This is a genomic window from Rhodanobacter sp. T12-5 (genome assembly GCF_008329435.1).
Taxonomy (GTDB): Bacteria; Pseudomonadota; Gammaproteobacteria; order Xanthomonadales; family Rhodanobacteraceae; genus Rhodanobacter.
Genome location: NZ_NPKN01000001.1, coordinates 105387 through 129062, shown reverse-complemented (window position 1 = coordinate 129062; position 23676 = coordinate 105387). Strand labels below are relative to the sequence as shown.

Here is a 23676-nt window from a genome sequence, read left to right as displayed (position 1 = left end):
GCTCGTGAACTACCCCGCGTTTTACGACCAGGCCCCACGCATCACACTGCACGATCCGCTGGCGGCTTTCCTCGGCGCCACCGACGACGGCATGCTGGAATACCGCTACATCGATGCGGTACGGCTGGCCGGCCACTCATGCCCCACCGTGGCCGGCAGCTACCTGATGGCCCGTGCCGCGCTGCGGGCGCTGTACCCGGACCGGGTCGCCGAGCGCGGCGACGTCCTCGTGCACATGTCCCAGGCCGCCGACGAAGGCGTCACCGGCGTGATCGCACAAGTGCTCACGCTGATCACCGGTGCCGCCGGCGACAACGGCTTCCATGGCATTGGCGGGCATTTCGTGCGGCAGTCGCTGCTGACGTTCTCGGACCGACCATGCACCACCTCGACGGTGCAGTTCCGTCGGCGCGACAACGGCATCGCGGTCAGCGTGGAGCTGGACCTGACCACGCTGCCGGCACCGGCCAACCTGCGCGAGTTGATGGGTGCGGCGCTCAGCCCCACCGCCACGCCCTCGCAACGCGCGGCACTGGCGCAGGCATGGCAGGGCCGCGTGCAACGTCTGCTGCTGGACCACGCCGATGACCCCATGGTGCTGCGGCTGACCCGCCTCAACTGAGCACGTTCAGCCGTCGATGATCAGCAGGGTTCCGGTGCTGCCCGGCCGCACCGCATGCGGCACGCCGGCCGGCACCACGTAAAGCTGTCCCGCGGCCACGGCGACTACGTCGCCCGCCACGTCCAGGTGCAATTCGCCATCGAGCACCAGCAGACCCTCCGCGCATGCATGCGTTTCCTCGGGGTAGGCTTGCGCATCCATGCGCATCAGCTTGAGGTTGGCATCGCCGACGCGTGCCAGCCGCTTCGACCGCCAGGAATGTTCCAGCTGCGCGGCCTGCCGTGCCAGGTCGAAAAGATGATCCATCACGCGTCCTTCAGCATCGCTCGCACGCCTCGACCGGTGCGACCGGTGCGACCGATATTGGCGCGACGCGCCGCCGTGCGTTCGCCAGCACCACGCCACCGATGGTGATCGCACCGCCGACCAGGATCAGCGCGTTCGGCACCTCGTGCAGCCACAGCCAGCCGATCAGCAATGCGATCGGCGGCGACAGATAGATGAAGCTGCTGACCCGCGACGCCGAGGCGCGATTCACCGCCATGTTCCAGGCGAGATAACCGACGAAGGTCGGCGCGATGCCCAGCCACAGCAGCGCGCCGATGCGCGGCCATGGCGCCAGCGCGAGCGCCTGCGGCAGGTGCCAGCCAAACGGCAGCGCCGCCAATGTGCCGGCGAAAAACGCGAACGCGGTGACGCCGAGCATGCTGTTGCGCGCGAACAGCGCCTTCTGGCCGACGAAGAAGATCGCCGACACGGCCACGCAAACCAGCACCAGCAACGCCTTCGGATCGACCTCCACCCGCTGCCCGCTGGCCAGCACCACCAGCACGGTGCCGACCAGCGCAATCGCCAGGCCGATCCAGGTGCGCAGCGTCAACCGCTCGCCGATCCATAGCGCGGATACGGCTGCCGTCGCCGCCGGCACCAGCGAAATCAGGATCGAAGCGGTACCGCTGGCGATCCGCGTCTCGGCGTAATTCAGGCACAGGTGGTACACGGTCAGGCCGAGCACGCCGAGCAGGGCCAGCAACGGCCAGTCGCGCCGCGCCGGCAGCGGCACCCGCTTCACCATCAACAGCACGGCGAAACACAACGAGCCGATCAGCAGTCGCGCGCACGCGACCTCGCCGGGCGTGAACGACGGCAATGCATAGGCAATCGCGGCATACGCCGACGACCAGGTGATCAGGGCAATCGCGATGGCGATCAGGGCGCGGCCATCGAGACGTTCAACGGTATCCATGGGGACGGATTCCAAGGCGGGGAAGTGCGCATCCTAGTCTTGCCGCGCGTGCCGGTGAATAATGCACCGCATCGTCTTCATGATGTTTCGCCGACGATCGAAACAAGCAACGAGTGATCCTGCCTTGGAATCGAAGGTGCACGAGCAACCCGAACTGGACGGCAAGGACTGGCAGTTGCTGGAGGCGCTGCAACGCGACGCGCGCCTGGGCTACGCCGAGCTCGGCCGCAAGGTGCGCCTGTCCGCGCCGGCGGTAGCCGAGCGCGTGAAACGGCTGGAAGAGGCCGGCGTGATCACCGGTTACCGCGCCACGATCAACCCGAAGCGGCTCGGCTACGGCATCAGCGCGATGGTGCGGCTGCGCTGCGACGGCATCACCTGCGCGCGCATCGGCGCGCTGGTCGAGGGCATCCCCGAAGTGCTCGAATGCCGTCGTCTGGCCGGCGAGGACTCGGCCCTGCTGCACGTGGTGGCGATGTCGATCAGCCACCTGGAGTCGGTGCTCGACCGCATACTGAAGGTCGGCGCCAGCAACAGCACCACCACCCAGATCGTGTTTCAAACCCCGCACGAGCACCGCCCGCTGACCCACGCGATGTGGAATGCGGCGACCGCGATGTCGCGCGATTGAGCGAAACCGGGATGCCGTTGCCGAACGCCAGCATGCGCCCGCGTATTTAGACGTCCAAATTCCGTCCAGTACTTTTGTCACGGTCGCGGCTGCGCCTGCGCCTGCATACTCCGATACTGGTTCGTCGAAAGGGGCTACCCATGCGTCACCTGATTTCCCTGCTGCTGGCCGGCACGTTCGCGCTTGCACCACTGGTTCCCGTCCATGCCGACAAGGCCCCGGCGGCCAGCAAGGCCGACAAGCATGCCGATGCCGCCGAGGCCAAGCCGCCGGCCACCGAAAAGACCGTACGCACCGAACACAGCGCCAGCATCAACGGCCACACGCTCAAGTACACCGCCACCGCCGGCACGCTGATCATCCGCGACGACAAGAACCAGCCACAGGCCAGCGTGTTCTACGTGGCCTATACGCTGGACGGCGCCGCCGCCAGCCACCGGCCGGTGACCTTCCTGTACAACGGCGGCCCCGGCTCCTCCAGCGTGTGGCTGCACATGGGTTCGTTCGCGCCGATGCGGATCAAGACCGCCAGCCCCGCTGCGACCGGGCCGGCTCCCTACCAGTTGGTGCCGAACAACGACAGCCTGCTCGACAAGACCGACCTGGTCTTCGTCGATGCGGTCGGCGCCGGTTACTCGCGGCCCATCGGCAAGGCCACCGGCAAGGATTTCTGGGGGGTCGACCAGGACGTCTCCGCATTCGCCCGTGCCATCGAGCGCTATGTCAGCGTCAACCACCGCTGGAACTCGCCGAAATTCCTGTACGGCGAAAGCTACGGCACCACCCGTTCCGCCGCGCTGGTCGATGCGCTGCAGGACAAGGGCATGGCGTTCAACGGCGTGATCCTGATGTCCTCGATCCTCAACTACGGCATCCGCATTCCCGGCTATGACGAGAGTTCGATCGGCTACCTGCCCAGCTACGCCGCTGCCGCGTGGTACCACGACAAGATCCCGAACAAGCCGGCCGACCTGAAGGGCTTCCTCGACCAGGTACGCGCCTGGGCGTCCGGCCCGTATGCCGCCGCGCTGGCGCAGGGACAGAACCTCCCGGCCGCCCAGGTCGACGCGATCGCCACCCAGATGGCTGCCTATACCGGCCTGTCGGCGCAATACATCAAGGACGCCGACCTGCGCGTCAATCCGAGCCGCTTCCGCAAGGAACTGCTGCGCGACCAGCGCCTCATCCTCGGCCGCTACGACGCGCGCTTCACCGGCACCGACCCCGACGCGGCCGGCGAGCGTCCCGAGTACGATCCCTCCGACACCGGCATCAGCGGCGCCTTCGTCAGCGCGTTCCACGATTACCTCGACAAGCAGCTCAACTATCACAGCGACCTGGACTATCGCCCGACCTACGGCGAGATCAACAAGAACTGGGACTGGAAACACAAGGCGCCCGACTCGCGCCGGCCGCTGCCGCTGGCGTACGTCGCCGGTGACCTGGCCCATGCGATGCGTACCAACCCGAACCTCAAGGTGCTCTCGGTCAACGGCTACTACGACTTCGCCACGCCGTTCTTCATCACCGAGTACGACCTGGCGCACATGAACCTGGACCCGTCATTGCGCGGCAACCTGCAGTTCGTCTACTACCCGTCCGGGCACATGATCTATCTCAACCCCGAGGCGCTGGATCACCTCAAGACCGACCTCTCGACGTTCTACGACCACGCTGCCCCGCAGCGCTGACACGGAGCCCACCGACATGCGTACCTCACCCCTGCTCGCCCCGTTCGCGCTCGCCTTGTTGCTGGTGATCGGCAGCCCCGTCCACGCCGACGACGACACCCCCAAGGACGCTGCCAAGACCGCGCAGGCGGACAAGGACAGCAAGAAGGACGAGCTGCCGATCCCGCCCGAACGCAGCGTCGTCAGCAAGCACAGCGTGCGCATCGACGGCCGCGCGATCGCCTACAAGGCCACCGCCGGCACCTTGTTGATCAAGGACGACAAAGGCAAGCCAACCGTCAGCATGTTCTACGTGGCGTACACCCTCGACAAAGGCGGGGTCGACGACGGCAAGGCCGGCAAGCGGCCGGTGACCTTCATGTACAACGGCGGCCCCGGCTCCTCCACGATGTGGCTGCACATGGGATCGTTCGGTCCGGTGAGGGTCGCCAACCGCGGCGACCAGCCGATCCCGCCGCCGCCCTACGACACCGTGCCCAACGAATACAGCCTGCTCGACAAGACCGACCTGGTCTTCATCGACGCGCCCGGCACCGGCTGGTCGCAACTGGTCGGCGCAGCCAAGGGCAAGGACTACTACGGCGTCGACCAGGATGCCGCCGCGTTCGCGAAGTTCATCACCCGCTACGTCGGCGACAACCATCGCTGGAACTCGCCGAAGTTCCTGTTCGGCGAGAGCTACGGCACCACCCGCTCGGCGGTGCTGGCCAAGGTGCTGCAGGAACAGGGCATGGAGCTCAACGGCATCGTGCTGATGTCCTCGATCCTCGACTTCAACGTGTGGGCCAGCACCGGCGTCGACCACGCCTACATCGTCAACCTGCCCAGCGAGGCGGCGATCGCCTGGTACCACGACAAGGTGCCCAACAAGCCGGCCGACATCGCCAGCTTCCTGGCCAAGGTGCGCCAGTTCGCCAGCACCGACTACACGCTCGCGCTGGCCAAGGGCGACGCGATCACGCCGGCCGAGGCCGACCGCATCGCCAACCAGCTCAGTCAGTACATCGGCCTGTCGCCGAGCTACATCAAGGATGCCAACCTGCGCATCGGTCCCAGCCGTTTCCGCAAGGAACTGTTGCGTGACCAGCGTCGTACCGTTGGCCGTCTGGACGGCCGTTTCGAGGGCATCGATCCGGATGCCGCCGGCGAGACGCCCGATGGCGATGCCGCCAGCGACGCCGCCACCGGTGCCTACCTGGCCGCGTTCAACCAGTACGCCGACACCCAGTTGAAATTCGACGAGGATCGCGCCTACCTGCCCAACAACTACGGCGTGATCAACCGCGGCTGGGACTGGAAGCGCAAGGATTCCCACGGCTTCCTGTCCAGCCCGTACGTCGGCACCGACCTGGCCGAGACGATGCGCCACAACCCGCACCTGAAGGTGTTCTCCGCCAACGGCTACTACGACCTGGCCACGCCGTTCTACGCGACCGAGTTCGACCTCGGCCACCTCGGCCTGGACCCGGCGATCAGCAAGAACATCGAATACGGTTTCTATCCGTCCGGGCATATGATCTATTTCGATGTGGACGCCCTGAAGCAGGTCAAGGCGGACCTGGCCCGCTTCTACGACGAGGCGGCCCCACGCTCCTGATTCCCGTGATTCCCGACTGCCCACGACGACGCCGATGACCGACAAACCGACCGACCTGCCGCCCGGCGCCGACGACGAGGCGCCGCGCAATCCCGAACGGCGGCGTCTGCTCGGCGGCATCGTGGCGGCCGGTGCGGCGCTGGGCCTGGGCAGCTGTCGCCCGCTGCCCGGCCCGCGCGCAGGCGCGATCGGCGCGAGCGCATTGCCCGACGCGGCGCTCGATGCCCTGCTGCGCGAGCACATCCAGCAGGTGGTGGTGCTGTACGCCGAGAACCGCAGTTTCAACAACCTGTTCGCCGGGTTTCCCGGCCTGGCGCAGCCACTGGATCTACTGCAGCCGAAGGACTATCTGCAACGCGATCGCGACGGCTCGGTGCTCGCCCAGCTGCCGCCGATCTGGGGCGGCCTGGTGCCGCGCACGCAGATGATCGGGCAACGTAGCTATCACATCGACGAGAAGGCGATCATCGGCCTGCCGAACCGCCCATTCGCCCTGGCCATGCCGGACGGCACGCCGCTGCCGCATGGGGTGGTCACCCGCGACCTGGTGCACCGCTTCTATGAGAACCAGCTGCAGATCAACGGCGGTCGCAACGACGGCTTCGTCGCCTGGGGCAACAGCGGCGCGCTGGTGATGGGCCATTACACCGACAACGCCGCGAACCTGCAGCTGTGGCAGCTGGCCCGCCGGTACACCTTGTGCGACAACTTCTTCATGGGCGCGTTCGGCGGTTCGTTCCTCAACCACCAATACCTGGTGGCGGCGCAGCCGCCGTTCTATCCGCACGCGGACCAGGGCCCGATGAAGTTCCACATCGCCGCACTGGAAGGCGACGACCCCACCGGCACGCGCCCGCGGCTGGCCGACGATTCGCCGGCCAGCGCGATGCAGGGCCGCGCGAAATTCGCCGTGCCCGATACGCTGACTCCCGACTTCCATGCGGTCAACACGATGGGCCCGGCATATGCCCCCGGCTTTACCCGCGATCCGCATGATCCCGCACTGGCCGACGCCAGCGACGCCTACACGCTGCCGCCGCAAACCCACCTGACGATCGGCGACGTGCTGTCGGCCAAGGGCGTCGACTGGGCGTGGTACGCCGGCGGCTGGGAAGCGGCGCTGCAAGGCCATGGCGGCGAAGAGCCCGACAACGGCCCACCGACCAGCCCGAACTTCCAGGCGCACCATCAGCCGCTGAACTACTTCCGCCAGTTCGCACCCGGTACCGCCGCACGTGCGGCGCACCTGCGCGACGGTGGCCTCGGTTCCGACGCCGGCAGCAACCATTTCATCGCCGCGATCGAAGCCGGCACGCTGCCGGCGGTGTCGTTCTACAAACCACAGGGCGACCTCAACATGCACGCCGGTTATTCCAGCGTGGAAGCCGGTGACCGCCACCTGGCGCAGGTGGTCGAGGCGCTGCAGAACAGTCCACAGTGGCCGCACATGCTGGTGGTGATCACGGTCGACGAAAACGGTGGCTGGTGGGATCACGTGGCCCCGCCCAAGGGCGATCGCTGGGGGCCCGGCACGCGCATTCCCGCGCTGGTGGTGTCGCCGCACGCGAGGAAGGGCTTCGTCGACCACACCGTCTACGACACCGGCTCGATCCTGCGCTTCCTCACCCGTCGCTTCGGCCTCGAAAAACTGCCCGGGCTGAAACTGCGCGACGAGGCGATGATCGCCGCCGGCGGTCCGCCGCCGGGCGATCTCACGGCCGCGCTGCAATTCGGCTGATTGAAACCTCTCTTCCCGCTCACGGGGAGAGGCAGCCTGTTCTCTCTGCGGAGATTTCCCCCATGCGCCAGCTGTACCCCGAGATCGAGCCATACCTGACCCATCGCATCGCCGTCGACGCGATCCACACCCTGCACGTCGAGGAATGCGGCAACCCCGATGGCTTGCCGGTGATTTTCCTGCATGGCGGCCCCGGTGCCGGCCTGTCGGCGTACCACCGGCGCTTCTTCGATCCGGCGCGTTACCGCATCGTGTTGTTCGACCAGCGCGGCGCCGGCCAATCCACCCCGTTCGCCGAACTCACCGACAACACCACATGGCATCTGGTCGCCGACATCGAGGCGATCCGCGAGCGGCTCGACATCGAACGCTGGGTGGTGTTCGGCGGCTCGTGGGGATCGACGCTGGCGCTCGCCTATGCGCAGACACATCCCGAACGCGTGCTGGCGCTGGTGTTGCGCGGCATCTTCCTGGGTCGGCCATCGGAGCTGCGCTGGTTCAACGAGGTGGGCGGCGGCGCGGCGCAGATCTTCCCGGAACGCTGGGCGCGCTTCCTCGATTTCATCCCGCCCGAAGAACGCGGCTCGATGCTGGACGCCTACTGGCGTCGCCTGACCGGCAACGACGAAGCAACACGCATCGCCGCCGCGAAGGCCTGGAGCGCTTGGGAAGGCGGCAGCACCACGCTGCTGCACGACCCCGACGGCGGCGGCGACTTCGAGGATCCGCACAAGGCGGTCAGCCTGGCCGTCATGGAAGCGCATTATTTCCGCCACGCGATCTTCCTCGAACCGGACCAGTTGCTGCACGGCATCGATCGCATCCGGCACATCCCCGCCACCATCGTGCAAGGCCGCTACGACATCATCTGCCCGGTGAAGAGCGCGTACGACCTGAGCCAGGCATGGCCGGAGGCGGACCTGCACATCGTGCTGGCCGGCCACAGCGCCGCCGACCCGGCGATCGTCGACCAACTGGTGCAGGCCACCGACCGCCTGGCAGACCGCTACGTCTGAGCCACCCGTCATCATTGCGGCTTTTTTTGCAGGAGCGGCTTCAGCCGCGATGCTTTTCGCTGGAGCAAAAGCATCGCGGCTGAAGCCGCTCCCACGGGATCAGTCCACCGCCGCAAGAAACGGATATCGCCCGATGGCGGCACGCGCCACCATCGGCATTCCTGATCCAGCGGAATGCCGCCCATGCTCACCCTGTTCGATTACCTGCCCTCGCAGAACGCCTGGAAAGTCCGCCAGTTGCTGCAGCATGTGGACCGGCCATACCGCACGGTGCCCATCAGCATTTTCGAGGGCGAAGGCCGCAGCGAGACCTACCTGCGCATCAGCCCGACCGGCACCGTGCCGGCGATCCGGCTCGATGACGGCCGCGTGCTGGCCGAGTCGAACGCGATCCTCGCGTATCTCGCCGACGGCACGGCGTACCTGCCGGGCGGTCCGTTCGGCCGCGCCAAGGTGCAGCAATGGTTGTGCTTCGAGCAGGAGCGGGTGGAGTCGGTGATCGGCGCGCTGCGCCACTGGACGATGACCGGCAAGCTGGCGCAGCGCCCGGCCGAGCTGGTGGCGGCGAAGCGGCAGGCCGCCACGCGCACGCTGGGCATCCTGGACAGCGAGCTGGCGACGCGATCGTTCATCGCCGGTGACGATTACAGCATCGCCGACATCGCGCTGTTCGCCTACGCCAGCCGCGCGGAAGAGGCCGGGTTGTCGCTGCAGGCTTACCCGAATTTCCGCGCCTGGGTCGCGCGGGTCGAGGCGCAACCAGGGTTCCTGGCGCAAATGCATCCCTACGCGATCGACCCGCATTCGTCGAACGAACTGCCCTGACCCACGGCTTTCGTCACGGGCGTACGCCACGACGGCAATGGCATACTCGGGGTTTTACGCTCCGAGAATCGTCCATGCGCCTTCTGCCCGCCCTCGCCTTCGGCACGCTGATGCTGCCACTGGCCGCCTACGCCGCCGACCCGCACTCCTACGCGCAGCCCGGCCAGGTGGTCGTGACCCATCTGGATCTCGACCTGAAGATCGACTTCCCGCAGCGCCGGCTCGATGGCCAGGCCACGCTCAAGCTGGACTGGAAGAGCCCGAAAGCCGCCTCGCTGGTGCTGGACACGCGCGACCTGAAGATCGCCAAGATCGACGCGCTCGCCGCCGACGGCAAGGCCACGCCGCTGAAATACATTCTTGCGCCGCGCGACAAGGAACTCGGTAGCAAGCTGACCATCGCCGCGCCGAAGCACCCGGCGCAGGTGCGCATCGTCTATACCACCTCGCCCGAAGCGTCCGGCCTGCAGTGGCTCACGCCGGCGCAGACGGCGGACAAGAAGCTGCCGTTCATGTTCTCGCAGTCCGAGTCGATCCATGCGCGCTCGTGGGTGCCGCTGCAGGATTCGCCGGCGATCCGCTTCACCTACGACGCCCACGTCACCGCACCGAAGGACGTGCGCGTGGTGATGAGCGCGATCAACGACGCGAAGCATCCGTTGAACGGCGACTTCAGCTTCGACCAGCCGCATCCGATCCCGTCCTATCTGCTGGCGATCGCTGCCGGCGACATCGCGGTGAAGGAAACCGGCCCGCGTTCGGCGGTCTACGCGGAACCCTCGGTGGTCGGCAAGGCCGCGCACGAGTTCGAGGACACCGAGAAGATGATCGCCACTACGGAAAAGTTGTACGGCCCGTACCGCTGGGGCCGCTACGACATCCTGGTGCTGCCGCCGTCGTTCCCGTTCGGCGGCATGGAAAACCCGAACATGACCTTCGCCACGCCGACGATCATCGTGGGCGACAAGAGCCTGGTCAGCGTGATCTCGCACGAGCTGGCGCATTCCTGGTCGGGCAACCTGATCACCGCCGCGTCGTGGCGCGACATCTGGCTCAACGAGGGCATCACCACCTACGTGCAGGGCCGCATCACCGAAGCGTTGTACGGCAAGTCGCTGGCCGACGAGGAGGCGCTGCTGTCCGCGCGCGCGCTGCAGAAGGAGATCGGCAAGATGCCGGCCAACTCGCAGAAGCTGGCACCGGACCCGCGCGGTGTCGGCGCCGACGATTCGCTGTCCGACGTGGCCTACGACAAGGGCTCGTGGTTCCTGCGCACGCTCGAACAACGCTACGGCCGCGAACATTTCGATGCATACCTGAAGAGTTACTTCGACCATTTCGCGTTCCAGAGCATCACCACCGAGCAGATGCTCGCCTTCCTCAGGCCGAACCTGATCGAGAAGTATCCGGGCAAGATGAGCTGGGACGAGGTGAAGGCCTGGGTCTACGGCGAAGGCATTCCGAAGGATGCGCCGCTGCCTGACTCGCCGCGCTTCAACGCGATCGACCGGGAACGCACGGACTTCCTCGCCGGCTCGCTCGCCGCCACGAAGCTCGACGCCAAGGACTGGAACACCCAGGAGTGGATGTACTTCCTGGACCGCCTGCCCGACGTCGCGCCGCTGGACAAGCTGCAGCAGCTCGACGCCGCATGGCACCTCACCGGCACGCCGAACGCGGAGATCGGCATGCGCTGGTACAGCCACGCGATCGCCGCCGGCGACAAGGCCGTCTGGACGGCCGCCGCCGAACACATGACGCGGATCGGCCGGCTCTACCTGACCACGCCGCTGTACAAGGCCTTCGTGAAAACACCGGAAGGCCTGGCGTATGCCGAGCAGGTCTACGCCAAGGCCAAGGCCGGTTACCACCCGCTGACGCAGCAGGTGGTGGAGTCGGTTTTTGCCTCGGCAAAAACTGCACACAAGCACTAGGCAAGCCGGTGCGATCCCTCCCCTGCCGAGCAGGGGGAGGGAGTGTTTCATGCCACGACCTCACCAAGAAACCATCATGCCTCCATCGACAAGCCCCACCACCCCGCTATGGAAGCGCATGCTGCTGCGCCGGCTGAAATTCCTCGCCTGGCTCGTCGCACTGCTGATGATCGTGCTGGGCGGCAGCTACCTGTTCGCACCGCAGTGGCTGCTGCAGGCGAACGTGAAGCGCGAGGCAATGGCGGCGCACCTGGACAAGCACTCGGTGCAGGCGGGCGACACGCGCTGGGTCTATTACGAGGGCGGCGATGGCCCGACCATCGTGTTGCTGCACGGCTTCGCCGCGGACAAGGAGATCTGGCTGAAGGTGGCGAAGCTGCTGACGCCGCACTTTCACCTGATCATCCCCGACCTGCCCGGCTGGGGAGAGTCGTCGCGCGTACCTGCCGCCAGCTACAACATCGACACCCAGGCCGCGCGCCTGGACACCTTCGTGCAGACCTTGCGCTTGCAGCGTTTCGTGCTGGTCGGCCATTCGACGGGCGGCGCCATTGCCGGCGTCTATGCCAGCGAACACCCCGAGCATGTCGCCGAACTGGCGCTGGTCGACGCGACCGGCCTGAAGAGCACGCCGAGCGCATTCGATCGCGAGGTGGAGGCAGGCAAGGATCCGTTCGTGTTCCACGATCGCGCCGGCTTCGTGCACGCCACCACGATGGCCTTCGAAAAGCCGCTCGACTTGCCCGGCCGCTTCGTCGACGTGCTGGTCGAACGCAACCAGCGCGATCACGACTTCATCGAACGCGGCTTCGACGAACTGCGCGATCCCTCGCAATATCTTGCCGTGCAGAACCGACTCGGCCAGCTGACCATGCCGGTGCTCGGCCTGTGGTGCCATGACGACCGGATCGTCGACATCTCTGCGCTGGACAGCCTGCGCAACGGCTTGACTGCCGCCAGCGCGATCAGCACCAGCACCATCAGCGGCTGCAACCACATGCCGATGCTGGAAAAGCCCGAGCAGACCGCGCAGATCCTCACCGGCTTCGCCTTGTCGCATTGAATCCCGGCCGCGCGATGCGTGCGGTGATCGCGACGGGATGCTGAATGGACCCGTGCGGCCCTGCCACGCCATTGTGAATTGCGCATGACAACATGGGAGAATGCGGGCCTGCTCCATGGCCTGGGGTGTCCATCTGCATGAAAAACGGAACCATGCAACAACCGATGAAGCAAAGTTTTCCACGCACTGTCGTGGATGCGATCGTGCGCATGTCCGCCACGCGCACGAACTACTGGGCCGAAGTCGGCGTGGATGCCGCCCTGGCCTTGCTGCTGGCGATCGAGGGCTGGCGACACCATGCCGGTGGTCCGCTGTCCGCGCTGCTGGCGTTCGGACTGGGCCTGCTCGCCTTCAGTTTCATCGAGTATTTCTTTCACCGCTGGATGTTCCACACGCGGGTGCCGTTGTTCGAGCAGGGGCACCGCACGCATCATGAGCAACCGCTCGGCTACGACTCGCTGCCGTTCTTCCTGCCGGCAGTGGTGCTGCTTGCACTGGCGGGCCTGTTCGCTCTGGTCATGCCGGTCGGCTTCGCGCTGATGCTGGCCGCCTCGATCACGCTGGGCTACATCATCTACGGGCTCAGCCACTTCATCATCCACCACGTCCGCTTCAAGCAGCCGCTGCTGCGACGCTGGGCTGGCGCGCACCACGTCCATCACTATCATCCGGACAGCAATTTCGGTCTCACCACGCCGCTGTGGGACGTGCTGCTGGGCACGCGCTACGTGCGGCAGCCGCGCAAGGGCTGAATGGCGAGAACACCGCTTTTTGTGGGAGCGACTTCAGTCGCGATGCCCTTCCCTCACCAGAGACAAGAGCATCGCGACTGAAGTCGCTCCCACAGCACGTCAATCGGCGACATCGGCGATCAGTCGGTCCAGTTCAGCCTTGAGGATCGCGCCGTGCACGCGCAGCCAGTCACGCTGCTCGCGCCAGCTCGGCAGCAGGTTTTCCACCTGGCTCCAGAATCTTGGCGAGTGGTTGCGCACCTTCAGGTGACACAGCTCGTGCACCAGCACGTAGCGCAGTGCGGCCGGCGGCGCCAGCGCCAGCGCCAGGTCCAGGTTGATGCGGTCGCGGGTGTCCAGGCTGCCCCACAGGCTCTTCATCGGACGGATCTTCAATGCCGTCGGCGCCAGCCCCAGCTGCGGCACGTAGCCGGCCAGCCAGCGCGAGACGTCGCGACGGATCAGCGATTCCAGGTGCGAGGCAAGCAGGCCGCGGGCGATCGGCAGTGCCCGGGTATGCGGGCGCGGGATCACCAGGGTCAGCCCGTCGGCATGCGCGTCGATCTTCGGGTAGGTACCTTCAGCCCAATCCAGCTCGACCAGCTCGCCACGCAGCGGAAAACTGCACGGATAGCCGACCCGCAGCGGCGGCAGCGGCTTGGCGATCAGGTTCAACTCGTCGAGCTTCTGCTCCAGCCAGTCGGCGTGGCTGCGCAGGAAGGCACTGACCTGGGCCGGATGGGTGCCCTGCGGATAGGACACCCGTGCACCCTTGGGCGTGACGGTAAGGCGCAGCCGGCGCGCGCGCGGATGGGCGGCCTTCTGCACCCGGATGATGCTGCCGCCCATCGTCGCCAGTTCCAGCCAATCGCCTTCCAGATGCTGCGCCATGATCCTGCCTGTTCTTGCCGGGCGGTTCCGATCAATCGGGAAATCCGGACGCCGACAGGCGACCGGACGCCCAGTATGGCGCGCCGGTCGGTGAAACGGGAATGGATTTCTCGTTCAGCTATCGGCCGGCCGCGGCAGGCCGAACCATTCCTCCAGCTTGCCCAGCAGCCGCTCCAGTTCCAGCGTCAGCAGGGCGAAACTGGCGTCCAGCTCGGCCTGGGCGTCCTGCTGGCTGTCGCCCAGCTCGTCCATCACCACGTCGAGGAACTTCAGCTTGCGGATGATCAAATCCTCGCCCAGCACGAAGCTGATCCGGTCGTCGAAGGTGAGACCCAGCATGAATACCTGCTTGCCGTTGCGCAGGTGTTCCTTGACCTCCTCGGCGTCCAGGTCCTGCCGGCGGCAGCGGGCGATCGCGCCGGTGGCGGTGGCCGGGTCGCGCAGTTCGCATTCGTCGCCGAGGGTCAGCCCGGCCGGCAGGTTGCCGGTGGAGAGCCAGTCGGTCATCAACACGCGCGGGCCTTCCTCGGGCGCCAGCGGCACCGCCGGGAAGCTGCCCAGTGCCTCGCGAATCTGGCTCAGCGCATTCTCGGCCGACTTGCGGCTGGAGGTGTCCAGCACCAGCCAGCCGTTCTTCTTGTCGACATAGGCGGACATGCGCGAATTGCGCACGAAGGCGCGCGGCAGCAGTTCGGTCAGCAGATCCTCCTTGATCCGCTTGCGCTCGCGGCCGCCGACCTTGCGGCCCTCTTCCTCGGCGATTTTCTGCACCTTGCGATGCAACTCGTCGTTGATCACGGCGGCCGGCAGCAGCTTGTCCTCGCCGCCGACCGTAAGCAGCGTGCACTGTTTCACCGCGTGCGTGAGTGGCTCGTTCTCACCGCGCCCGACCGGCGGCACGAAACCCTTGGTGAACATCTCCAGCGGTCCGCACGGGCGCAGGCGATGCTCGGCCAGCGCCTCGTCGAGGCGGTCGAGATCCTTGGCGACGGCGGGGGAAAAGCGGAACAGCGTAAGGTTGCGAAAGAACATTCGGTATCCGGATTTTGTGAGGCCCGTAGGCGAGATTTCAGCTCCCACCATCCGCCCTGAGCGTAGGCCTGGAAGGCCGAAGTCGAAGGCTGTCGCAGCGATGTCCTTCGACTTCGCCGCGCTACGCTCAGAGCTTGCCCCGGACTTGATCCGGGGACGAACGGTGGGGGTTCGTCTGAGGTTCGTGAAGGCTCGAAGTGATTGAGGTGATGGACACTCAGCGGCAGACTGCCGCCACCGCCGAGGCCACAGTGTCCAGGTTGTCCTGGTTGAGTGCCGCCACGCAGATGCGCCCGCTGTCGAGCGCGTAGATCGCGTGCTCGTCGCGCAGCCGATGCACCTGCGCCTTGCTCAGGCCGGAGTAGGAGAACATGCCGGCCTGCTTGTTGATGAAGCCGAAGTCGGGCGCGCCGAGCGCGGCCAGCTTCTCCACGAAACCGGCGCGCATCGTGTGGATTCGCCCGCGCATGCCACCCAGCTCCTGCTCCCAGCGCGCGCGCAGCTCGGTGCTGCCGAGCACGCCGGCGACCAGTGCCGCGCCGTGCGTGGACGGGCTGGAATAGATCGTGCGGATGGTCTGCTTGATCTTCGACTGCAACCGCGCGGCCTCGTCCCGGTCGGCGCCGACCATCGACAACGCGCCGACCCGCTCGCCGTACAGCGAGAACGACTTGGAGTACGAGTTGACGACCACGAACGCCTCGACTCCCGAAGCCTCCAGCAAGCGCACCGCGGTGGCATCGGCATCGGTGCCCTTGTCGAAACCCTGGTAGGCCATGTCGATGAACGGCAGCAGGCGCCGCTCCTTCAGCAGTTCGATCAGTTGCTGCCACTGCGCCGCCTCCAGGTCGACGCCGGTGGGGTTGTGGCAGCACGCATGCAGCAGCACGACGGTGCCCGGTTCCAGCTTGCCCAGGTCCTCCAGCATGCCGGTGAAATCCAGACCATGCGTGGCGGCGTCGTAATAACGATAGTCCAGCAGTTCGAAACCGGCTGTGCGGAACACCACGTGATGATTGCCCCAGCTCGGATGACTGATCGCGATCTTCGCGCCCGCGCCAGCCACCCGCTTCAGCAGATCGGCCGCCACGCGCAGCGCCGCGCTGCCGCCGATGGTTTGCGCGGTCGCCACGCGACCGGCAGCCAGCAACTGCGACTGCGCGCCGAACACCAGTTCCTGGGTCAGTCGGTTGTACGCGGCCAGTCCGTCGATCGGCAGATAGCCGCGCGGTTTCGCGGCGGCGGCCAGCGCCAGCTCCACCTCATGCACGGTCGGCAGCAGCGGAATGCGTCCCTGCTCGTCGACATAGATGCCCACGCCGAGGTTGATCTTGCCCGGCCGAGGATCGGCCACGTAGGTTTCGGTGAGGCCCAGGATCGGATCGCCAGGCGCCATTTCGACGGATGCAAAGTAGGACACGGCAGTTACTCGAAGGTGAAAGGGATGAATGGCTCAAGCGTGGGTGGCGGCGGTCTCACCCGCTGCGTCGGCGACCGGCCAGGCGCTCTGCACGCCGAGAAAATCGAACAACTGGCGGTCGGCCAGATGCGAAGGTGATACGCGGGTCAGCGCGCGGAAGATATTTTCGCTGCGGCCGGGCTGCTGGCGTTCCCACTCGGCCAGCATGCGCCGCACCGCCTGGCGCTGCAGGTTGTCCTGCGAGCCGCACAGGTTGCAGGGAATGATCGGGAACTCGCGCATCGCCGCGTACTCGGCGATGTCGCTCTCGCGGCAATACGCCAGCGGGCGGATCACCACGTGGCGGCCATCGTCCGAGCGCAGCTTCGGCGGCATCGCCTTCAGCTGCGCCTGGTAGAACATGTTGAGGAAGAACGTGGCAAGGATGTCGTCGCGATGATGGCCGAGCGCGATCTTGCTGACGCCGTTGGCCGCCGCCCACGTGTACAGTGCGCCGCGGCGTAGCCGCGAGCACAGGCTGCACATCGTCTTGCCGGCAGGGATCACCCGGGTCACCGTGCTGTAGGTGTCCTGTTCGATGATGTGGAATGGCACCCCGCGCGCGCCGAGGTAATCCGGCAGCACGTGTTCCGGGTAGCCCGGCTGCTTCTGGTCCAGGTTCACCGCGATCAGCTCGAAGCGGACCGGCGCCTTCGCCTGCAGTTGCAGCAGCAGGTCGAGCAGGGTGTACGAATCCTTGCCGCCGGACAGGCACACCATCACCTTGTCGCCGGCCTCGATCATGCCGAAGTCGCCGATCGCCTGGCCGACCTGGCGGCGCAGGCGCGCGGCCAGTCTGGCGGCCTCGTCGGCAGGCGTGCGGGTGGCTTCGGGCTGGGCGGACATGGCGGCCAATCGAACGGAGAGAACCCCATTGTAGCGGCTGGCCGCTCACCTTCCGTCGATGTCAAACGGCGCTAGACTAGGGAACTTTCCCTAACCGACGTTGTTGCCATGCAGGTTCAGGATCACGCCGAAATCGTTCATTTGCTCGCCGAGCTCCGGATGGAGCATCGCGACCTTGATTCGGCGATCGATCAGCTGGCCACCTCCATCGGCCGCGACGAGCTGCAACTGACCCGGCTCAAGAAGCGCAAGCTGCTGCTGAAAGACAACATCGCGCGGCTCGAGAGCAAGCTGATCCCCGACCTCGACGCCTGAATCCCGCGCCGCCCCGGACTTCCGATGAACCCAGCCACCCCGATCCGCCTGCACGACGACCACGTCGCGCTGGAACCGCTGAGCCTGAAGCATGTGCCGGCACTGGAAGCGGCCGCCGCCGACGGCGAGCTGTGGAACCTCGTCGTCACCAGCGTGCCGTCGCAGGGACAGGCACGCAGCTACGTCGAGAAGGCGCTGCAGGGTCAGGCCGAGGGACACATGTTGCCGTTCGCCATCCGCGAGCAGCACAGCGGCGAGATCGTCGGCAGCACCCGCTACTACGAAATCGACGCCGCGGTCCCGCGCCTCGCCATCGGCTACACCTGGTACGCCAAACGCTGGCAGAAGACCCATCTCAACACCGCCTGCAAACGCCTGCTGCTGGAACACGCATTCGAGACACTTGGCTGCGTGGCGGTTGCCTTCCACACCGACGTGTTGAACGAGGATTCGCAGCGCGCGATCGAACGCCTCGGCGCCCAGCGCGAAGGCGTGCTGCGCGCCCACCGACGCCGCACCGACGGCAGTTTGCGCGACACCGTGTGCTTCAGCATCCTGGCCGAAGAATGGCCGAACGTTGCGAACTGGCTGGACATGCGCCTGAGTCGGCTCGCCACTCCTACAGCAGGCGGTTGAACAGCCGGTCCAGCCGCGTGCGGCTCACGCGCCGCAGCAGTCTGCGCACTTCCACCGGGTAGCTTCGCGGGCTTTCGATTGCGTGGTAGTCGGCGAGCCGCGTGGCGTGCCGCTTCAGCGCGGTCCACTCCGCCTGATGTTTCGCCTGCAGCAGCCGCTCGGGGTCGCGCAGCACCAGGCCGTTTTCCAGATCCAGCGCCCACGCGCGCGGGTTGAGGTTGTTGCCGGTCAGCACGGCGATGTCGTCGTCGATGAACAGCCCTTTCAGGTGGTAGCTGTTGTCGCCATCGCGCCACAGGTGCAGGTTGAGTTGGCCGCTGTCGATGTGGCGGCGATGCGCCCGCGCGAAGCGGCGCAGGTTGTTTTCGTAGAGGTAAGGCAGCAGGCCGATCGTCTTGAACGGTTGTCCCGGCGGAATGTAGAAATCGTTGGCGGTCTTGTCGCCGACCATGATGTCGATGACGCAGCCACGTCGCAGCAACTGGCCCAGTACGACGCGCACCGGCCGCGGCAGGTTGAAATACGGTGTCAACAGGATCAGCTGCCGGCTCGTGCTGCGCAGCAAGTCCAGCAACGCCTCGTTGAGTGCGTTGCCGGTGCGGCCAAATCCCAGCAGTGGCGTCACCGCCACCTCACCATCGTTCAGCACGTCGTCTGGAACCTGGTAGGCGGCACGTTGCAGGTCCTGACGAAAATCGCGGATCGCCGGTTGCAACGCCTTCGTGGAGGGCACGTCGGCCACGTTCAGCCGGCGCACCGCATCGCTGCCGATGAGATGCCGCTCCACGAACGCCGCCATCGCATCGGCCAGTCCGCGATGTTGCAGCAGGTGATAGCGATCGAGTCGGTAGCGTCCATGCCGCGCCAGGTAGACATCGTTGAGGCTGGCGCCGCTGTACAGCACCGCGTCATCGATCACGAAACCTTTCAGGTGCAGCACGCCGAACAGTTCGCGGTTCTGCACCGGCACGCCGTAGATGTCGACGCCGGGGCCGAGCCGCTGCGCGTACTCGCGATACATTCCCGCGTTGCCGGCACTCTTCTGTTTTCCGATCAGGCCGCGCTGCGCGCGGTGCCAGTCGACGAACACCGTTATCTGCAGTGCCGGCTGGCGCGCCTTGGCCGCGTACAGCGCGTCAAGCACCTCCCGACCGGCATCGTCGTCCTGCAGATACAGCGTGACCATCACGATGCGCCGGCTGGCCAACGCAATGCGCCGCAGCAGCTCGCGCCGGAATGCCGCCGGATCGGACAATATGGCGATGGCGTCGGCCGGCACGGCAAAAAAAGGCAAACCGTCCAGCGAAGCGGATGTCTTCGGCCTGCGCCGAAAAGGCATCATGCGACGCGCCAGGCGCCCGGGTGTGCTGATCAACTTGTTCATGGCGACATCGGCGATACGACGGCGCCCATCATCGCAAACCCGCGCGGATGCGCCTAACGGCGCGCCTGCCCGCATGCGGCAACGCCGCCATCTGCATGCTTCCGCGCCGCAACCTCAGCCGCCGTGTACCGGGAACGTCTGCGTGCTGCCGGGCGCCGACCGCGAAGAAGGCACCGTTGACTGCGGTGTCGATGGCAGGTGACTGGCGCCGCACTGGTAGGCGCCCCACGGCTGCGAGCCGTCGGCGGGTTCCGCCAGTGGCTTGATGGTATCTGCGTGCATCTTGGCCGCTTCGTTGCGGGCCATGACTTCCAGCTCGTCGCGCACCTTGATGTCGTTGCGATCGACCGGGCCGACGTGATCCATCACCGACACGGTGACCTTGCCCAGGTCGCGGCAGCCGGCGACATCGCCGTTCCACGCCGTGCGCACGCCCTTGCCGGCACTGTCCAGGGTGATCCCCCAGCTGCAGCCGCCGAGCAGAAGGACGGGGACGAGTAACAACAGGGTCTTGCGCATGATGACTCCGTGGCAATGCGTTGGAAGGTGACAGGAAAAAGGCCGGGCGTTGCCGGCCCGGCCTCCATCCTAACGCGAGGATGTGCCAGCACGCTGTACGCACGCTGGCTGCACCCGAGGGCCTACTTCGCCGGTTTGCCGTCGGCGTCGATCACCTGCACCTCGCCAAGATTCAGCGCGCGCACCGGTGCCTCGATCTTGCTCAGGTCGCCCACGATCACCCAGGTCATCGCATCGGGCTTGACGATTTCCTTGATCGCCGTCTCGGCCGCGGCGGGGGTGACGGCTTCGAGGCGCGACTTCAGCGTCTGCACGTAGTCGTCCGGACGGTGGTACTGCACGATGCCGCTGATCGCGTTCAGTACCGCACTGGTGGTTTCGTAGCTGCCCGGCAAGGCACGGATGTGCTGGTCCTTGATCTTGGCGACCTCATCGGCGGTCAGTGGCTTTTTGCCGATCACCGCACGCGCCTCCTTCAGCACTTCGGCGGCCGACTCCGCGGTCTTGTCGGTCTGCACCGGCGCATAGAACAGGAACGGTCGCTGGCCCTGCGCGTTCATCAGGAAGCTCTGCGCGCCGTAAGCCCAGCGCTTGTCCTCGCGCAGGTTCATGTTGAGGCGCGAGGTGAAGGTGCCGCCGAACGCGCCGTTGGCCGTCAGGATGGCAAGGTTGTTCTCGGCCAGCGTCGACGGCGCGAGCAGTCCGGCGAGGATCAGCGATTGCGGCGCATCGGCCCGGTTGATCAGGAACACGCGCGGTTTGGCCTGTGCCGCGACCTTGGCGATGTTCTTGGTCGGGATGGCGCTGGCCGGGGCCTTCCAGTCGCCGAAGGCGGCGTTCAACTTCGGAATGATCTGCGCCAGCGTGGTGTCGCCGGCGACCAGGATCTTGACGTTGTCCGGCCGCAGCCAGTCGTGCTGGAACGCACGCAGGTCGGCCGCCGTCAGCGCCTTGATCTCGTCTTCGCTGCCCGAACCGGTGAACGGAATGCCATAGGCATGATGGCTGCCGTACAGCAAGGGTGGCAATGTGCGCAGGGCCAGGCCCATCGGCTGGGTCTTCTCCTGGGCGATGCCCGCCAGCCACTGGCCGCGCACGCGATCGATGTCCGCCGCCTTGAACGCGGGGTTGCGCACGACGTCGGCGAACAGCGCCAGCGAAGGTTGCAACTGGTCGTTCAACGCATCCAGCGAGGCCTCGCAAACGTCCAGGTCACAGCCGGTGCCGATGATGGCGCCAAGCCGCTGCCGGCGCTTGGCCACTTCGACCGAATCCAGGTCGCGCGTGCTTTCGCTCATCATCGCGCCGGTGAAGCTGGCGGTGCCCAGCTTGTGGCCCTGGTCGGCGGCGTAGCCCGAATCGAACAACAGCTCGACCTGGGTCACCGGGATGGTGTGACGCTCGGCCAGGATCACCTCGATGCCGTTGGCCAGCTTGCCGCGCTCGAGCTCCGGAAAGCTCAGCTCCGGGAAGCTGGTCACCTGCGGCACGCCGGTGCTGCGATCGAGCACGGACTTGCCCGTGGTGTAGGCGCGCGCCGCGGGCATGACCGGCTGCGGACGGTTCGGCGCCGCCCCCAGGGCTACGGCCTTTGCATCCTCGGCCGCCGGGTCGAAGCCCTTGCCGGCGGGCAATACGGTGAGCAGGTAGTCGCCCTTTTCCAGCCACTTGTCGGCCGCCGCCTTGACGCTGGCGACGGTGGCATCGGCGGAACGCTGCAGGTCCTTCTTGTACGCGCCCGGGTCGCCCCGATAGACCTGGCCCTCGGCCAGGATCACGGCCTTGCCGCCAAACCCGCCGACCTTCTCCAGCCCGCGCACGAAGCCGGCACGATTGGTCACCTTCGCCCGCTCCAGTTCATCCGCGGTCGGGCCGCTGGTGAGGAATTTCTTCAGCTCCTCGTTGATCACCGCCTCGACTTTGGCCGGGTCCACGCCCTGTTTCACGTCGGCCTGGATCTGGAACTGGCTGGCCAGCGCGAACTCGCCGATGCTGGCGGAGACGTCATCGACCAGCTTGTCCTGGTAGACCAGGCGCTGGTACAGCCGCGAAGTCTTGCCGCCGCCGAGCACGGTGGAGGCGAGGTCGAGCTGGATGGCGGCGTCACTGCCCAACTGCGGTACCACCCAGGTGCGGATGATGCGCGGCTGCGCCACGTGGTCGTGCTGCACGCCGCGCGTGGATGTCGCCAGAGGCGTGATCCAGGGCTGCTGGCGCGCCACCGGCGGGCCGGCGGGAATGTCGCCGAAATACTTCGCGGCCTTGGCCCGCGCCTGCGCCACGGTGATGTCGCCAGCCAGCACCAGGGTGGTGTTGGCGGCGCCGTAATTGCTGTTGAACCAGTGCTTCACGTCGCCGAGCGAGGCGGCGTTCAAGTCGGCCATCGAGCCGATCGTGTCGTGCTGGTACGGATGGTTGGCCGGGTAGGTGTGCGCCAGGATGTTTTCGTCGACACGGCCGTACGGGCGGTTTTCGCCCTGGCGCTTTTCGTTCTGCACCACGCCACGCTGGGTATCCAGCTCCTTCTGCCCGATCGCGCCGAGCAGGTGGCCCATGCGGTCGGACTCCATCCACAACGCCATGTCCAGCGCCGTGGTCGGTACCGTCTCGAAATAATTGGTGCGGTCGAACCAGGTGGTGCCGTTCATGTCGGTGGCTCCGGCCTTCTCGAACGGGCCGAAATAGGTGCCCTTGCGATTCTCCGAACCGGAGAACATCAGGTGCTCGAACAAATGCGCGAAACCGGTCTTGCCCTTGGGCTCGTCGGCCGAGCCGATGTGATACCAGATGCTCACGGCGACTACCGGCGCCTTGTGGTCCTCGTGCACCACCACGGTCAGTCCATTGGGCAGGGTGAAGCGGGTGTAGGCGATATCCGGAATCTGGCTCTTGGCCGTGGCGGTCGATGGCGCCGGGGCTGCCAGCGCGGGGATGCTGCCCGCGCCGAAAGCAAGAAGGCCTGCGACCAGCAGGGCGAGCGGTTTCTTTGTCACGGTGAACCTCCTGTTTCACGATTGAGTCCGCGCAGGCTAGCGGGCGCCCCCTGCGCCTCGCAAATGACTTGCGGCACGGGCGAGCCCGCCGCGCCCATGTCATGTCCGGCTGTCCGGCAGCGGGCGGCCGACTGTCCGCGGACAGTCGGCATGCGTCCCGCCATGGCCGACCCGACCGCTAAAAATCGCGGTTTTAAGGCCTTTTCGGAGGCTGGCACGCCGCTTGCTATCCGAGGATCACAGGGACTTTCCATCCTTCATCGGAGACGTGATCATGAAATTCGAAACCTTGATGTTGCGCGGCTTGTTCATCGCCTGCCTGGCCGTTTGCGGCCTGATCCTCGGCGCCATGGTGACGACCACCCCGGCCTCCGTGCAGCTGGCGGCCAACCACAGCGTCGGCGCGATCCTGCTGGCCGCTCCCAGCAGCTGCGCGCTCCCGCCGGACGGCGTGGTCTGCCCGCAGACCGGCGGCTGAGCATTCGACGAAATACCGCGCGGACACGC

General features: G+C 66.4%; 22 protein-coding genes. 13 read left to right on the top strand and 9 right to left on the bottom strand.

Annotated features, from left to right (window positions below):
• Window positions 1-4: 4 nt before the first annotated feature.
• Window positions 5-622 carry an FmdE family protein gene (locus CIW53_RS00590; RefSeq protein ID WP_149362766.1) on the top strand — a complete coding sequence of 206 codons (618 nt, stop codon included), beginning with the start codon at window positions 5-7 and terminating at the stop codon, window positions 620-622.
• A 6-nt stretch (window positions 623-628) separates the two neighbouring features.
• Here the strand turns inward: CIW53_RS00590 and CIW53_RS00585 are convergent, their stop codons facing one another.
• On the bottom strand, window positions 629-928 hold the full coding sequence (locus CIW53_RS00585; RefSeq protein ID WP_149362765.1) for a cupin domain-containing protein: 300 nt from the start codon (window positions 926-928) through the stop codon (window positions 629-631).
• 10 nt (window positions 929-938) lie between these two features.
• On the bottom strand, window positions 939-1868 hold the full coding sequence (locus CIW53_RS00580) for a DMT family transporter (protein ID WP_149362764.1): 930 nt from the start codon (window positions 1866-1868) through the stop codon (window positions 939-941).
• A 136-nt stretch (window positions 1869-2004) separates the two neighbouring features.
• Here CIW53_RS00580 and CIW53_RS00575 point away from each other — a divergent pair, with 136 nt between their 5' ends.
• The 9 genes from CIW53_RS00575 to CIW53_RS00535 all read left to right on the top strand — a co-directional run bounded on the left by CIW53_RS00575 (window position 2005) and on the right by CIW53_RS00535 (window position 13115).
• Window positions 2005-2499, top strand: a complete 495-nt coding sequence (locus CIW53_RS00575) for an Lrp/AsnC family transcriptional regulator (protein WP_149362763.1) — start codon at window positions 2005-2007, stop codon at window positions 2497-2499.
• 140 nt (window positions 2500-2639) lie between these two features.
• Complete coding sequence (locus CIW53_RS00570; RefSeq protein WP_149362762.1) at window positions 2640-4190, top strand: peptidase S10; 1551 nt, start codon at window positions 2640-2642, stop codon at window positions 4188-4190.
• A gap of 16 nt (window positions 4191-4206) precedes the next feature.
• Window positions 4207-5787: a peptidase S10 gene (locus CIW53_RS00565; RefSeq protein ID WP_149362761.1), complete on the top strand. Its 1581-nt coding sequence runs from the start codon at window positions 4207-4209 to the stop codon at window positions 5785-5787.
• Between the two features lie 34 nt (window positions 5788-5821).
• Window positions 5822-7525 carry an acid phosphatase gene (acpA, locus tag CIW53_RS00560; protein WP_149362760.1) on the top strand — a complete coding sequence of 568 codons (1704 nt, stop codon included), beginning with the start codon at window positions 5822-5824 and terminating at the stop codon, window positions 7523-7525.
• A 62-nt stretch (window positions 7526-7587) separates the two neighbouring features.
• The gene (gene pip, locus CIW53_RS00555; RefSeq protein WP_149362759.1) at window positions 7588-8541 is read left to right on the top strand and encodes a prolyl aminopeptidase; all 954 of its coding nucleotides are present in this window, start codon (window positions 7588-7590) and stop codon (window positions 8539-8541) included.
• A gap of 183 nt (window positions 8542-8724) precedes the next feature.
• Complete coding sequence (locus CIW53_RS00550; RefSeq protein ID WP_149362758.1) at window positions 8725-9366, top strand: glutathione S-transferase family protein; 642 nt, start codon at window positions 8725-8727, stop codon at window positions 9364-9366.
• 74 nt (window positions 9367-9440) lie between these two features.
• Window positions 9441-11300 (top strand): M1 family metallopeptidase, encoded by a 1860-nt coding sequence (locus CIW53_RS00545; protein WP_149362757.1) that lies wholly within the window; start codon window positions 9441-9443, stop codon window positions 11298-11300.
• 118 nt (window positions 11301-11418) lie between these two features.
• Window positions 11419-12363, top strand: a complete 945-nt coding sequence (locus CIW53_RS00540; RefSeq protein ID WP_149363399.1) for an alpha/beta hydrolase — start codon at window positions 11419-11421, stop codon at window positions 12361-12363.
• Window positions 12364-12500: 137 nt separating this feature from the next.
• Window positions 12501-13115 (top strand): sterol desaturase family protein, encoded by a 615-nt coding sequence (locus CIW53_RS00535; RefSeq protein WP_242451724.1) that lies wholly within the window; start codon window positions 12501-12503, stop codon window positions 13113-13115.
• A 99-nt stretch (window positions 13116-13214) separates the two neighbouring features.
• On the opposite strand, the gene CIW53_RS00530 is transcribed toward CIW53_RS00535, so the two are convergent.
• The 4 genes from CIW53_RS00530 to ttcA all read right to left on the bottom strand — a co-directional run bounded on the left by CIW53_RS00530 (window position 13215) and on the right by ttcA (window position 17322).
• Window positions 13215-13985: a YgjP-like metallopeptidase domain-containing protein gene (locus CIW53_RS00530; protein WP_149362756.1), complete on the bottom strand. Its 771-nt coding sequence runs from the start codon at window positions 13983-13985 to the stop codon at window positions 13215-13217.
• A gap of 114 nt (window positions 13986-14099) precedes the next feature.
• Entirely contained in the window at window positions 14100-15017 is a 918-nt protein-coding gene (locus CIW53_RS00525) for a recombination-associated protein RdgC (RefSeq protein WP_149362755.1), read from the bottom strand.
• 217 nt (window positions 15018-15234) lie between these two features.
• Complete coding sequence (locus CIW53_RS00520; RefSeq protein WP_149362754.1) at window positions 15235-16437, bottom strand: amino acid aminotransferase; 1203 nt, start codon at window positions 16435-16437, stop codon at window positions 15235-15237.
• Between the two features lie 33 nt (window positions 16438-16470).
• Complete coding sequence (gene ttcA / locus CIW53_RS00515) at window positions 16471-17322, bottom strand: tRNA 2-thiocytidine(32) synthetase TtcA (RefSeq protein ID WP_149362753.1); 852 nt, start codon at window positions 17320-17322, stop codon at window positions 16471-16473.
• A 108-nt stretch (window positions 17323-17430) separates the two neighbouring features.
• Between ttcA and CIW53_RS00510 the strand changes: the two genes are divergently transcribed.
• Both CIW53_RS00510 and CIW53_RS00505 read left to right on the top strand, forming a co-directional pair.
• Window positions 17431-17637, top strand: coding sequence for a DUF465 domain-containing protein (locus CIW53_RS00510; protein ID WP_149362752.1), 207 nt, complete (start codon window positions 17431-17433; stop codon window positions 17635-17637).
• Between the two features lie 24 nt (window positions 17638-17661).
• Window positions 17662-18273: a GNAT family protein gene (locus tag CIW53_RS00505; protein ID WP_149362751.1), complete on the top strand. Its 612-nt coding sequence runs from the start codon at window positions 17662-17664 to the stop codon at window positions 18271-18273.
• Here the strand turns inward: CIW53_RS00505 and pssA are convergent.
• The 3 genes from pssA to CIW53_RS00490 form a co-directional block, all read right to left on the bottom strand.
• Window positions 18257-19657 carry a CDP-diacylglycerol--serine O-phosphatidyltransferase gene (pssA, locus tag CIW53_RS00500; RefSeq protein ID WP_149362750.1) on the bottom strand — a complete coding sequence of 467 codons (1401 nt, stop codon included), beginning with the start codon at window positions 19655-19657 and terminating at the stop codon, window positions 18257-18259. The genes CIW53_RS00505 and pssA overlap by 17 nt on opposite strands.
• A gap of 114 nt (window positions 19658-19771) precedes the next feature.
• Complete coding sequence (locus CIW53_RS00495) at window positions 19772-20176, bottom strand: DUF4156 domain-containing protein (protein ID WP_149362749.1); 405 nt, start codon at window positions 20174-20176, stop codon at window positions 19772-19774.
• Between the two features lie 122 nt (window positions 20177-20298).
• Entirely contained in the window at window positions 20299-23169 is a 2871-nt protein-coding gene (locus CIW53_RS00490; protein WP_149362748.1) for a pitrilysin family protein, read from the bottom strand.
• 274 nt (window positions 23170-23443) lie between these two features.
• Here CIW53_RS00490 and CIW53_RS00485 point away from each other — a divergent pair, with 274 nt between their 5' ends.
• On the top strand, window positions 23444-23647 hold the full coding sequence (locus CIW53_RS00485; RefSeq protein ID WP_149362747.1) for a hypothetical protein: 204 nt from the start codon (window positions 23444-23446) through the stop codon (window positions 23645-23647).
• Window positions 23648-23676: the final 29 nt, after the last annotated feature.

Excerpts from the sequence above, each read along its gene's own strand:
- CIW53_RS00585 (WP_149362765.1), bottom strand. The coding sequence starts at position 928 with ATGGATCATCTTTTCGACCTGGCACGGCAGGCCGCGCAGCTGGAACAT.
- CIW53_RS00580 (WP_149362764.1), bottom strand. The coding sequence starts at position 1,868 with ATGGATACCGTTGAACGTCTCGATGGCCGCGCCCTGATCGCCATCGCG.
- CIW53_RS00570 (WP_149362762.1), top strand. The coding sequence starts at position 2,640 with ATGCGTCACCTGATTTCCCTGCTGCTGGCCGGCACGTTCGCGCTTGCA.
- CIW53_RS00565 (WP_149362761.1), top strand. The coding sequence starts at position 4,207 with ATGCGTACCTCACCCCTGCTCGCCCCGTTCGCGCTCGCCTTGTTGCTG.
- acpA (WP_149362760.1), top strand. The coding sequence starts at position 5,822 with ATGACCGACAAACCGACCGACCTGCCGCCCGGCGCCGACGACGAGGCG.
- pip (WP_149362759.1), top strand. The coding sequence starts at position 7,588 with ATGCGCCAGCTGTACCCCGAGATCGAGCCATACCTGACCCATCGCATC.
- CIW53_RS00550 (WP_149362758.1), top strand. The coding sequence starts at position 8,725 with ATGCTCACCCTGTTCGATTACCTGCCCTCGCAGAACGCCTGGAAAGTC.
- CIW53_RS00545 (WP_149362757.1), top strand. The coding sequence starts at position 9,441 with ATGCGCCTTCTGCCCGCCCTCGCCTTCGGCACGCTGATGCTGCCACTG.
- CIW53_RS00540 (WP_149363399.1), top strand. The coding sequence starts at position 11,419 with ATGCTGCTGCGCCGGCTGAAATTCCTCGCCTGGCTCGTCGCACTGCTG.
- CIW53_RS00535 (WP_242451724.1), top strand. The coding sequence starts at position 12,501 with ATGAAAAACGGAACCATGCAACAACCGATGAAGCAAAGTTTTCCACGC.
- CIW53_RS00530 (WP_149362756.1), bottom strand. The coding sequence starts at position 13,985 with ATGGCGCAGCATCTGGAAGGCGATTGGCTGGAACTGGCGACGATGGGC.
- CIW53_RS00525 (WP_149362755.1), bottom strand. The coding sequence starts at position 15,017 with ATGTTCTTTCGCAACCTTACGCTGTTCCGCTTTTCCCCCGCCGTCGCC.
- ttcA (WP_149362753.1), bottom strand. The coding sequence starts at position 17,322 with ATGTCCGCCCAGCCCGAAGCCACCCGCACGCCTGCCGACGAGGCCGCC.
- CIW53_RS00510 (WP_149362752.1), top strand. The coding sequence starts at position 17,431 with ATGCAGGTTCAGGATCACGCCGAAATCGTTCATTTGCTCGCCGAGCTC.
- CIW53_RS00505 (WP_149362751.1), top strand. The coding sequence starts at position 17,662 with ATGAACCCAGCCACCCCGATCCGCCTGCACGACGACCACGTCGCGCTG.
- pssA (WP_149362750.1), bottom strand. The coding sequence starts at position 19,657 with ATGAACAAGTTGATCAGCACACCCGGGCGCCTGGCGCGTCGCATGATG.
- CIW53_RS00495 (WP_149362749.1), bottom strand. The coding sequence starts at position 20,176 with ATGCGCAAGACCCTGTTGTTACTCGTCCCCGTCCTTCTGCTCGGCGGC.
- CIW53_RS00485 (WP_149362747.1), top strand. The coding sequence starts at position 23,444 with ATGAAATTCGAAACCTTGATGTTGCGCGGCTTGTTCATCGCCTGCCTG.